This window comes from Paenibacillus campinasensis (assembly GCF_002272015.1).
In the GTDB taxonomy this organism is placed as follows: Bacteria; Bacillota; Bacilli; order Paenibacillales; family Paenibacillaceae; genus Paenibacillus_AQ; species Paenibacillus_AQ campinasensis.
Window position 1 is genome coordinate 1 of the sequence record NZ_NPBY01000116.1, and the last position, 10,868, is coordinate 10,868.

11 protein-coding genes and 1 other RNA gene are annotated in these 10,868 nt (G+C 50.9%); all 12 read right to left on the reverse strand.

Annotated features, from left to right (window positions below):
- Window positions 1-285: 285 nt before the first annotated feature.
- The 12 genes from CHH67_RS25365 to CHH67_RS25420 all read right to left on the reverse strand — a co-directional run bounded on the left by CHH67_RS25365 (window position 286) and on the right by CHH67_RS25420 (window position 10,510).
- The gene (locus CHH67_RS25365) at window positions 286-552 is read right to left on the reverse strand and encodes a pro-sigmaK processing inhibitor BofA family protein (RefSeq protein WP_095268164.1); all 267 of its coding nucleotides are present in this window, start codon (window positions 550-552) and stop codon (window positions 286-288) included.
- A 52-nt stretch (window positions 553-604) separates the two neighbouring features.
- Window positions 605-901, reverse strand: coding sequence for a hypothetical protein (locus tag CHH67_RS25370; protein ID WP_095268154.1), 297 nt, complete (start codon window positions 899-901; stop codon window positions 605-607).
- Between the two features lie 167 nt (window positions 902-1,068).
- On the reverse strand, window positions 1,069-1,668 hold the full coding sequence (gene recR, locus CHH67_RS25375; RefSeq protein ID WP_095268155.1) for a recombination mediator RecR: 600 nt from the start codon (window positions 1,666-1,668) through the stop codon (window positions 1,069-1,071).
- Window positions 1,669-1,694: 26 nt separating this feature from the next.
- The gene (locus CHH67_RS25380; RefSeq protein WP_095268156.1) at window positions 1,695-2,006 is read right to left on the reverse strand and encodes a YbaB/EbfC family nucleoid-associated protein; all 312 of its coding nucleotides are present in this window, start codon (window positions 2,004-2,006) and stop codon (window positions 1,695-1,697) included.
- Between the two features lie 40 nt (window positions 2,007-2,046).
- The gene (gene dnaX, locus CHH67_RS25385) at window positions 2,047-3,774 is read right to left on the reverse strand and encodes a DNA polymerase III subunit gamma/tau (RefSeq protein WP_095268157.1); all 1,728 of its coding nucleotides are present in this window, start codon (window positions 3,772-3,774) and stop codon (window positions 2,047-2,049) included.
- Window positions 3,775-4,048: 274 nt separating this feature from the next.
- Window positions 4,049-4,316: signal recognition particle sRNA large type (ffs, locus tag CHH67_RS25390), an RNA gene on the reverse strand.
- 114 nt (window positions 4,317-4,430) lie between these two features.
- Window positions 4,431-4,628 carry a 50S ribosomal protein L31 gene (gene rpmE / locus CHH67_RS25395; protein WP_095268158.1) on the reverse strand — a complete coding sequence of 66 codons (198 nt, stop codon included), beginning with the start codon at window positions 4,626-4,628 and terminating at the stop codon, window positions 4,431-4,433.
- Window positions 4,629-4,767: 139 nt separating this feature from the next.
- Window positions 4,768-6,045, reverse strand: coding sequence for a radical SAM family protein (locus CHH67_RS25400; protein WP_095268159.1), 1,278 nt, complete (start codon window positions 6,043-6,045; stop codon window positions 4,768-4,770).
- Window positions 6,046-6,080: 35 nt separating this feature from the next.
- On the reverse strand, window positions 6,081-7,406 hold the full coding sequence (gene rho, locus CHH67_RS25405; RefSeq protein ID WP_095268160.1) for a transcription termination factor Rho: 1,326 nt from the start codon (window positions 7,404-7,406) through the stop codon (window positions 6,081-6,083).
- 224 nt (window positions 7,407-7,630) lie between these two features.
- A complete protein-coding gene (locus CHH67_RS25410) occupies window positions 7,631-8,884 on the reverse strand; it encodes a UDP-N-acetylglucosamine 1-carboxyvinyltransferase (protein ID WP_095268161.1) in 1,254 nt (417 codons plus the stop codon).
- Window positions 8,885-9,096: 212 nt separating this feature from the next.
- Entirely contained in the window at window positions 9,097-9,951 is an 855-nt protein-coding gene (gene fba / locus CHH67_RS25415; protein ID WP_095268162.1) for a class II fructose-1,6-bisphosphate aldolase, read from the reverse strand.
- Between the two features lie 175 nt (window positions 9,952-10,126).
- Complete coding sequence (locus CHH67_RS25420) at window positions 10,127-10,510, reverse strand: response regulator (RefSeq protein ID WP_095268163.1); 384 nt, start codon at window positions 10,508-10,510, stop codon at window positions 10,127-10,129.
- Window positions 10,511-10,868 lie beyond the last annotated feature (358 nt).

Sequence of the window (10,868 nt, forward strand, 5' to 3'; positions counted from 1 at the left end):
TTATATCTGCTTCATTTATTGTACGGCTTGTACAACATCATGTTGCAGTGGATTTTTAACAAAATCCATACTCACTCGTTGTTCAGTTTTCAAAGATCAATGCTTTGTTTTCGTTCGCCGTAACTCACAGCGGCGACTTTAATAATATATCACACTATCTCGTTCCCGGTCAAGAAGTTTTTTTGATTAATTTTTCATCCATTATCTTCTAAACCACTGGGGAACGATCACACCCGAACAAAACGGGCGAAACTTAATGTATCACAGATGATAACCCGCCGTCAACTATCCGAGCAATGTTATTTTAAGCCCGAGAAGCAAAGCGACGCCCGGCAAGCCGAGCACCATTACCGTGCCGATCGTCATCGGATTCAGCGGAATATAGGCCTCAGCCGCAAGCCCCGTGAAATTAACGACATACAGCCCGACCGCAGCCAGCGCCAGATGAGCTCCAAACACCGTGACCCATCCCATGCCCAGTCTTTTTTTAAAGATAATATAGATGAGCAGAAGCAGCGAAACGCATAGTACACCGAGCATCATCAGTTTCACCATGACCCCCTCCTTCATCGTTGAATTGTTTGCAAATATTCGTCTGTCCAGCCTAGTTGACTTTTCCCTCTCGCTTTCCCTTCAAGTAATGCATGTCTGCCCCGTTCAGATTAAGCCGCTTCGCTTGCTTCAGATTCATCTGATATTTTCGTTCGGCCGCCTCCAGAATGTAGATCGCATAGTCAATCTGATCCTGACCCGTGGCCTCCTGGAACAAGAGATGCGCTCGTTCCCACTCCACCTGCGACCTCCTCACATCCATGTACACATTCCACAGACGCTCCTGCTCATCGGCTGTCATGTACTCCTCCTGATTCTCCTTCCGATGCTGCCTCCACCACATTTTCATCTCATATCCTCTCCTTCTATGAATCTTAAGCCTGCCAAAAAGACCGCCTGTTTCATTCATATCGAAGAAGGGACAAACTTAGAACAAAAAAAGGAGCCCTCCGGCTCCTTCTGCTGCTTAGATGTTGTTAGACTAACAATAATACTAACGATGAAGCCGGCTGCTGGTCAGTTTAGTTCCCTCCGGCCTTCAAGCGCCTTCGACAATGTCACCTCATCCGCATACTCCAGGTCGCCGCCCACCGGCAAACCATGCGCAATACGGGTCACTTTTATATCAAAAGGACGCACCAGCCGGGAGATATACATCGCGGTTGCCTCTCCCTCAATGTTCGGATTGGTCGCCAAAATCAATTCTTTGACTCTTTCATCACTAAGCCGGTTCAGCAGCTCCTTCAAACGGATTTCATCCGGTCCAATCCCTTCCATAGGAGAAATCGCACCATGAAGCACATGATAATACCCGTCGAATTCCTTGGTCCGCTCCATGGCCACCAGATCCTTCGCGTCCTGCACTACACAGATAACCGAGGCATCCCGTGTCTTGTCTTGACATATCCGGCACGGGTCCGTATCCGTAATGTTGCAGCACACCGAGCAGTATTGCAGATTCCGCTTGACGCTAACCAGCGCTTTGGCAAAATCAATAACGTCGTCTTCTTTCATATTTAGAACGTGAAAAGCCAGGCGGGCAGCCGTCTTCGGCCCCACACCCGGCAGTCGCGTAAAGGCGTCGATGAGCTTCGCGATCGGTTCGGGATAGTACAAATGTAACTTCTCCTTCTGGGGTTAAATTAGAACAAGCCCGGAATTTTCATGCCGCCCGTGAACTTGCCCATATCCGCATTAGCAAGCTCCTCAGCCTTGGTCAGCGCATCGTTCACCGCAGTCAGAACAAGATCCTGCAGCATCTCAACATCATCAGGGTCAACAGCCTCCGGCTTGATGTTAATGGACAGAATTTGCTTGTGTCCGTTCGCCTCTACTGTAACCACGCCGCCGCCGGACGTGCCTTCCACCGTTTTCGTAGCCAGCTCTTCCTGTGCTTTCAGCATTTGCTCCTGCATCTTCTTCACTTGCTTCATCATTTGGTTCATATTATTCATACCGTCTTCTCTCCTTCATTATAGGGTGCGCATATATGCGCTAATCTTTTATGACAACGAGGTCCTCACCAAATAGTTGGATCGCCTCATCAATCCATGGTTTCTCTCCTTCGGCCTCGGAAGCTTCATGTTCCAGCGTCAGCTCCTCGGCCTTAGGCTTTCCCTCGCCCTCCAGCACATCGCTCCAGTCCCGATGCATCATCGTGATCAAGCGGTGCGGCTTGCCAAGAATCCTCTCCAGCACACCCTCAATCACCTGCTTGTTGGCAGGTCTTTCGGTAGTCTCGCGATGGATGTTGTTCTTGAAAGCGATCAGGACTTGATCTTCCCATACCGATACCGGCTCTCCGTCCATCAGCCAGGCGTGAACCGTTACCTTCTCGTCTTTCACACTTTGTAAAATCTGCGCCCATTGGCGCTGAACGGCAGTAAAGGCTTCGCTCGAACTGGCGGCCACATACTGATTGATGTTCGGCGGGATTTTGGCAGTACTCGACAGCTTAGGCGCCGGCGTTCTTGCCGGTTTGGCCGCTTCACGACCACCCGCTCCCGCCACTGGCCCTTGCTGGATCAGCCGTTCCAGCTTTCTCTCAAGCTGCGCCACCTGCTGCTTCAGTTTGGCGACTTCTCCGGCATCCGCACCTGCAGCGGCATGACCTGCTGCCCCGCTCTCACCAGACCCTTGGGTAATCCCCGATAGCTTCAGCAGGGCCACTTCAAACAGCGTCTGAGGCTGGGAAGCATATTTCATCTCGCTTTGGTACCGATTCAGCGTATCGATCATCTGAAACAGCTGTGCCTGTGTAAAAGCGGCCGCCATCTCCTCGAACTCCGCCGGATTCAGTACGCGGTCGGTCAGTTTGTCGGCATTCGGCACCATTTTGATCATCAGCAGATCACGGAAATAGTACAGCAGGTTCTCCATGCACTTGTCAGCGCTTTTCCCTTCCTGCATGAACTGTTCCACGATCTGGAGCACAGCCCCGGCATCTCCCTGCTTCAAAGCGGAAGCCAAACGCCCGAACTGCTCCGATGCGATGCCCCCGGTCATATTCATAACCTGCTCGTAGGATACCGAGCCCCCTGTATAAGAAGCAATCTGATCGAGAATGCTGAGCGCATCCCGCATGCCGCCGTCGGATAGACGGGCGATGTAGGAAAGTGCTTCTGGCTCGGCCTGAATTCCTTCTTCTTCGCAGATACGCTGAAGGCGTCCCGTCTGCTCATCCAGAGACACTCTCCGGAAGTCAAAACGCTGACAGCGCGATATGATCGTGGCCGGGAGCTTGTGCGGCTCCGTTGTAGCCAATATAAACATGACGTGAGCCGGCGGTTCCTCCAGCGTCTTCAGGAGCGCATTGAACGCCTCTGTCGTCAGCATGTGCACTTCGTCTATGATGTAAACTTTGCGGCGCACCTCGGTCGGTGCGTATTTCACCTTCTCCCGCAGATCGCGAATTTCCTCCACACCACGGTTGGATGCGGCGTCGATCTCCTGCACATCCATTACAGCTCCAGCTGTAATCCGGCGGCAGGCCTCACAATCATTGCAAGGTTCCTCGGCCGGGCCTGCCTCACAGTTCACGGCTTTGGCCATAATCTTAGCCGCACTGGTCTTGCCGGTGCCCCGTGGACCGCTGAACAGGTAGGCGTGGGATACCCGCTGCTCGCGAATCGCATTCTGCAGGGTCTGAATTATATGCTGTTGGCCCACCATGTCGCGAAACGACTGCGGCCGCCACGCACGATATAACGCGATATGTTCCACTGTGCTTTACCCTCTTTCAACTTCCACTTCACGGCAAATACGCCGATCCCTCATGGCTTCATTGTCCGTGCAGACACAACAGCTAGTTCTTCGCTCGTCAATCTCAAGGTCAAAAAGAACATGTCGGCAGACGGTTATATTATACTACATTCTATACTACTTACCCCAGCCTTAGCAAAAGGTTTGCTCCGGAATTTCATCGTCACAGCCAACGTGAAAACAAAAAAGCATCTCTACCCAAACGGTAAAGATGCTGATGTGCAAATATGTAATACCGTGCACCTGTTATCGATAATTGCGATCCAAGCGGAAGCCCTGAACAACAACTCGGGCTAGGCCACCCTCCGGCACAAAAGCGGTCCTGCTTATGGCTGCTTCCTTCCGGACCTGACCAGGTTCACAGGTGCTCATTGCGGAGGACCCAACCGTCAACATTGCGTTCAGGGACCAGGCCTCACATCGACAATACCTCTAACAGGAATTCAACCTCGCTACAGCGGATTGCGAGTTACAGGGCACCGCTACCTCCCCGTCTAGCACGGCGAACTTTAGTATATCGCATCGAATCTCAAAATGCAACCGATGGCATAACTTGCCTGTTAGCCGAAGCCATAGGCAGAACAAAACCCCTTCGCCAGATGCAAAGGGGACTGTTATTAGATACCGTATTTCTTTTTAAATCTATCGACACGGCCGCCGGCATCCACGAATTTCTGTTTGCCAGTGAAGAATGGGTGACAGTTCGAGCAAATCTCAACACGCAGGTCCGGCTTAACGGAACCTGTCTCGAACGTGTTACCGCACGCGCAAGTAACCGTGGTAACATGATATTTCGGTTGAATATCCTGTTTCATTAGACTTTCACCTCTTTCCGCCCTGAGCCTCATGCGGACCCAGAGTTATATGGACACATAAATGGAGTATAGCATGGGAAAATTATTAGCGCAATAGCCCAACCTTATCCGTTAGCCGCAGTCCCGCTTCCATATTATCTCAAAGCGCTGCCGGCTTTTTCTTCGGTCTGGCTTGTCCGGCCGGCGGCACGTGAGTGTAAGAGCCGATGACCACATCAGGCAGCTCTGCCTGCATGATCTCAATCGCCTGCTTCATCCCGAGTATGTCGCCTTGTGCCGGCGGAATCAGCTCCAGATAACTCTCTGGATCAATGTTCAGGTTGCGCAGCTGAATAAGACGGAGACCTGTACGGCGGGCAAACTCAATCATCGCCTCCAGCTCCTCCTCCCGGTCCGTTACACCCGGAAAGATCAGGTAGTTGATCGAAGTGTACACCCCTTGATCCGATGCATAGCGAAGCGATTTCTCTACGTTCGCCAGCGTATAGCCCCGCGGCTTGTAATAGGCATTGTAATGATCGTCGAGCGCACTGATCGTGCTGACCCGCATCAGATCAAGACCAGCATCTACGATACCGCGGATAAAATCAGTCAACCCGGCATTGGTGTTGATATTAATGTAACCCATATCGGTTTGGGAGCGAACCTCGCGCATCGCTTCAATAATAATCTTCGCCTGCGTAGACGGTTCTCCCTCGCACCCTTGTCCGAAGCTGATGATCGATTCCGGAGTCTTGAGATGCTCCAGCATCACCTGTACCAGCTCGTCCACTCGGGGTTTGAAATTCATCCGGGTCTGAGGCGCCACAAAGCCGCTGTCATCCGGCTGCTCGGATATGCATCCGAAGCATCCTGCATTACAGGAATAGGATACAGGAACGGCCCCCTCCCACCGGTTCAAAAACGTATTGGATGCAGTAAGGCACTCATAGCCGAGCGCACAATTGGATAAATGCTCATACAGCCGGTTCTCCGGATATTTGGCGGTCAGTCTTTGGACGCCAAGCTCTAGCTCGCCCAGGTCACAATTGACCGGGTTCCACTTCTCCGGATCATCCGACAAACGTGCGGTTGTATAGAATCCGCCATCCTTCCACACCACGGCGGAATATCCGAATAGCGGCAGCTTATATTCCTTGTCACTTTTCACGTAGCCGGGCAGGCATAGACGCGTATACCCCTGCGGCAGCAAAGCACCGACAGCCGTATAATGGTCTTCCAGCGGCAGCATCTCTCCGGTATCGGGGTCCATCCCGATCGCCCGGGTGTTCGGCAGCCCTACAAGCGTAGCGCCTTCCGGCAACGGAATTAATTCATCCTCCAAAATCTCGACAATCATGTCTCCACTGCGACCAAGAGCAATTAGCTCGCGATGATCGTAGACCTGTCCTTGTTCATCTGCATAAACCAAATACATGCTGATCTCCTATTCTATCCGGGATATTCCGCACCTTAGCTCTGAGGAGCTGTCGCCGCTGAAGGTCTGGATGTGCGTTTAGCCGGTTCTCTTCCAGTTCCAGAGCCGCCGTTATGGCTGGCCGCATCAAACGATGCCAAAAATTCCGCATTGGTCTTCGTATCACGCATTTTCTTCAAGAAGCCTTCTACAAAATCGGCAGAATCATTCATATTTTTACGGATGGCCCATATGGTGTCCAGCTCATCCTTGCTCAGCAGCACCTCTTCACGGCGCGTGCCGGAACGACGGATGTCGATCGCAGGGAAAATGCGCCGCTCGGCAAACCGGCGATCCAGATGAAGTTCCATATTGCCCGTTCCTTTAAATTCCTCGTAGATGATGTCATCCATACGCGACCCGGTCTCTACCAGCGCCGTCGCCAGAATCGTCAGGCTTCCGCCCTCCTCCACATTCCGTGCCGATCCGAAAAACCGTTTCGGACGGTGGAACGCAGCCGGATCAATCCCCCCGCTCAGCGTGCGGCCAGATGGCGGGATCACCAGGTTGTACGCCCGGGCCAGACGGGTAATGCTGTCCAGCAAAATCACAACATCCTTCTTGTGCTCGACCAGACGAAGCGCACGCTCCAGCACCAGCTCAGCCACCTTGATATGGTTCTCCGGCAGCTCGTCAAAGGTTGATGCAACCACCTCGCCTTTAACAGAACGCTGCATATCCGTCACTTCTTCCGGACGCTCGTCAATCAGCAGCACGAACAGCTCGATATCAGGGTAGTTGGTTGAAATACTGTTGGCGATTTCTTTCAGAAGGAGCGTCTTTCCCGCTTTTGGCGGAGCCACAATCAAACCGCGTTGTCCCAAACCTACAGGAGCCAGTAAATCCATGATCCGGGTAGACAATTGATTAGGGGATATTTCGAGAACGAGCTTTTCTTGTGGATAAAGAGGAGTCAGAGCTGGAAAGTGCAGCCGTTCAGCCGCAACAGTTGGATTTTCTCCGTTCACCGCATTGACCTGCAGGAGGCCAAAATAACGTTCATTTTCCTTCGGCGCCCGACATTTGCCGGATACCAGATCCCCGGTCCTCAGATCGAATTTGCGAATCTGGGATGCAGAGATATAAATGTCCTCTGTGCTGGGAAGATAATTAATGGGTCTTAAAAAGCCGTAGCCTTCAGGTAAAATTTCAAGGACACCCTCCATAAACATCAGACCGCTTTGCTCAGCCTGCGCGCGAAGGATCGCAAAAATCAGTTCCTTCTTCTTCAGCTGACCGTAATAGGGGATCTGATACTTCTTGGCCAGCTTATACAGATCCGTCAGCTTCATGCCTTCCAAATCGGATATTTGTAAATCCATTTAATAACCACCTATTCAATTTTAATCATTCTGTACATTAATTTAACCAGTTTGCTATGGTCTCTATCATTCTATGGATGAGTTACTAGGATAGGATTGCCCAAATTAGAGGGAGATATGCAGTAAGATTCTCATATTTCCCTCAATTTTACAATAAAAACCTTGATATGGATACCTAAATTATGACAGGCCTGTACCTCCATAACGAAGCAAACCGCGCGTCGTTATTCCGATTCACGCCATACTTCGGCACCAAGCGCACGAAGATTGGACACGAGGTTGTCGTAGCCTCGATCAATGTATTCCACACCGGTCACTTCGGTCACACCCTCAGGCACCGTCAATGCTGCAATCACAAGCGCAGCCCCAGCGCGAAGATCGGTGGCCTTCACTTTGGCCGCATTCAGCGGTCCGCCTTCAATAATGGCTGAGCGCCCCTCTACACGGATTTTGGCGCCCATGCGCACCAGCTCCGGCACATGCTTGAACCGGTTGCTATATACAAAATCGCTGAGCACACTAACCCCTTCGGCCTGGGTCAGCAAACTGGTCATCGGAGATTGCAGATCGGTGGCAAAGCCAGGATAGATCAGCGCCTTGACATCCACATGCTCGTAGCGCTCCTTCCCGGTGACCCGGATGCTCTCATCCAGCTCTTCGATACCAACACCCATCTCGATCAGCTTAGCCGTCAACGCCTCCAGATGTTTGGGGATCACGTTGTCGATGACCACATCACCGCGGGTGGCCGCAGCAGCGATCATATAAGTTCCCGCCTGAATTCGATCAGGAATAATAGAATGACGGCAGCCATGCATCTCGGAGACACCTTCGATACGGATCGTTTCCGTACCCGCCCCTTTGATGACGGCTCCCATGGAGTTGAGCAATGTAGCAACATCTATGATTTCAGGCTCTTTAGCCGCGTTTTCGATAATTGTAGAGCCTTTGGCCTTGGCGGCCGCAAGCATAATATTAATCGTCGCGCCGACGCTGCTGACATCAAGATATATTTTTGCGCCCCGCAGCTCTTTGGCATGCAGATGAATGGAGCCATGCTCATTCGTTACGGTAGCTCCAAGCGCTTCAAACCCTTTGATGTGCTGGTCGATCGGACGAGGTTCAAAGTTGCATCCGCCCGGCAATCCGATGACGGCTTCTTTAAATCTTCCGAGCATTGCGCCCATTAAGTAATAGGATGCCCGAAGCTTCTTAACCGCTCCGTTAGGCATCGGAATCGCTTTGATATCGGAAGGGTCGATCTTCATCTGACTGTCTTCCCAGGAAACCTGGGCACCCAGATCCCGCAAAATTTCAGCATATACCGCCACATCGCTCAGATGGGGCAAATTATCAAGCGTCACTTCCGATTCCGCGAGAATCGCGGCCGGAATTAAAGCAATTGCACTGTTCTTAGCACCGCTGATTGTGACGGAGCCATGCAGTGGGCGTCCACCGCTGATCATCAATTTTTCCATAAGCTTTAGGGTCCCCCTACATCACTTCGCAGCCGGAAATGGTTCTGATGGCACAATTCATAAAGGTGATGAAATGGAAAAACACCGGCTAAGCGGTGTGCTTTCCATCCCATCATATTCAGCTAGATCAAGCTAGCTGCAGAATCGCTGGAGGCCATACCAAGCATCCGTTACGCCTCAGCATTCAGAGCTAAGCAGAATAACAAGTCAGTTTACGCTTTGTTGTTGGAGCCGAACTCACGGATTTTGCCGATCACCGTTTGTTTGATCGCTTCGCGACCTGGCTTCAGGTAAGTACGTGGATCATAAGCTTCAGGCTTCGCAGCCAGCACTTCGCGAACCACTTTGGAGAACGAAATTTGGTTCTCGGTGTTTACGTTGATTTTGGAGGTTCCAAGGGAGATCGCTTTTTGAATGTCGTGTGTTGGAATGCCTGTTCCGCCATGAAGAACCAGCGGAAGCTTCACCGCATTGCGGATTTCTTCCATTTCCTTAAAGCCGAGGTTAGGCTCGCCTTTGTAAGGTCCGTGTACGGAGCCCAGTGCAGGAGCCAGTGTGTCGATTCCGGTCTCGTTGACGATACGAACGCAATCGTCGAGCTTCGCGTACATCACTTCGCCTACAACGTCATCCTCTTGGCCGCCAACCATGCCCACTTCAGCCTCAACGGAGACGCCTTTAGCGTGTGCATATTCAACAACCTGTTTTGTCGTTTCGATGTTCGTGTCGATCGGGCTGTGGGAATCGTCGATCATGACGGAAGTAAATCCGGCATCGATCGCTTCCTTACACTTCTCAACACTGGAGCCATGGTCAAGATGGATTGCTACCGGAACCGTCACTTTCAGGTCCTGCATCAGTCCTTTCACCATATGCACAACGGTGTTGAATCCGCCCATGTAACGCGCTGCGCCTTCGGACACGCCAAGGATAACTGGCGATTTCTCTTCTTCGGCAGCTTCCAGAATGGCATGTGTCCATTCAAGGTTATTAATATTGTACTGACCCACCGCGTATTTACCTTCGAGCGCTTTGTTCAGCATTTCTGTCATGGATACTAATGGCATGGTTTCATCCTCCTAAAGATGCTTTGTTTGTCTATGGACAATAGCCGTGATAACATACGGACTTATTATACCACATCGCGTTATAAATACTAAACAAGCATTTCCTAATTTACTGCGTCACACATCACACTGTTGTCAAAAAAAAGAATTCCGCAACATGTGCAGAATTCAACATTCAGCCAATATGGCTCGTCGTCCCTTTCAGCTGGGCATTTACGGCCTGTCTCATTTCATCGATATCAAACGGCTTGGTAAAGTGCATCAGAGCGCCTAGTTCCGTCGCTTCCTTGATCATGTCAAGCTCGCCATAGGCGGTCATCATGATCACCTTGATTTCAGGATCCATCTGCTTGATATGCTTCAGAATCTCAAGTCCGTCCATTCCAGGAATTTTCATATCCAGCAGAACCAAATCCGGCGAATGCTGCTTTACAATCTCAAGGGCAATCTTCCCGTTCGCCGCTTGAAACGTCTCATACCCTTCGCTGCTGAACACTTCCATCAAAAGGATGCGGATGCCATTCTGATCATCCACAATCAACACTCTTTGCCTGCTCATCTTCCCTTGCCTCCTAACTTGGAATTGAACAAAGTATATAAAAACCTGGAGTCTCAATTGTCCCAAAAGCAACCCTTATCTGTATTCGCCTGCCGATGTTGAAATCCTCCTTTGCCTGAAAAAAGTCCTAAAAAAAGATGTTTTTAGTGGATGTTTTTTCAAAAATCCAAAAAAACGACGTTTAGCCAACAAATGATATAGGGCAAAATGCTTGCATTTATCCCTATATTCGACTTGATTTCCGGCAGTTCCTCCGGCCGATCAGCACATCGTATTCACCGATGGGGCCTGACCACCGCATCACGTCAAGCCAGGGACAGCGGAATACAAAGAAAGCTTCCCGGAATCGGGAAGCTTT